This is a genomic window from Ruminiclostridium hungatei (assembly GCF_002051585.1).
Lineage (GTDB): Bacteria > Bacillota > Clostridia > Acetivibrionales > DSM-1351 > Ruminiclostridium > Ruminiclostridium hungatei.
In genome coordinates, this window is record NZ_MZGX01000086.1 from 1 (window position 1) to 706 (window position 706).

Below are 706 nucleotides of genomic sequence, written 5' to 3' on the forward strand. Positions count from 1 at the left end.
ACAGCCAGAAACATATATGGAATAAATCTCCTGACAAGAACCGCAGGCAGTGATACAATGAATTATATGTACAACGGGCATGGGGATGTGACAGCATTGCTGGGAGAGGACGGAACGGTCAAGGGAACATATTACTATGATGCCTTTGGGAATATAGTCGAACAAACCGGAAACGTAAACAACAACATCACCTACGCAGGCTACCAGTATGATGCTGAAACAGATTTGTACTATCTGAATGCAAGGTACTATGACAGTAAGATAGCAAGGTTCCTTACCCAGGACACATATACAGGAGATCCCAATGACCCGCTGAGCTTGAATCTGTATACGTATTGCCATAATGAACCTGTGATGTATGTGGACCCGACGGGGCATGCGGAAGTAAATGATAGTAAAATAAATAAAAATACTAAGGCAGGTGAAGCTGCTCTAGCCGCTATTGATAAAGCGTCAAAAGCATATACGGTTGCCCAGGCTGCAAATGATACAAAAGCAATGGAAAAAGCACATCAGGCTGCAGAAGCTGCAAGAAAGGAGTATGCTCAAAAAACACAAGACTTAAAATATATTGAAGCTAAATATGGAAGTGATACTAAAAAAGCAATTGTAAATATTCAGCAAAATGTACCCCAAAATTATCAAACTTCAGCAATTAATTCGGCTATAGATCAAGCTAAGCCTTCAAATGTTGTTAATAAAAGTA

The 706-nt window shown here is 39.8% G+C and carries 1 protein-coding gene; it reads left to right on the forward strand.

Annotated elements, in window-relative coordinates; all coding sequences use genetic code 11:
* A partial coding sequence (locus tag CLHUN_RS22640; protein WP_242656596.1) for an RHS repeat-associated core domain-containing protein occupies positions 1–706 on the forward strand: 706 nt, incomplete at both ends.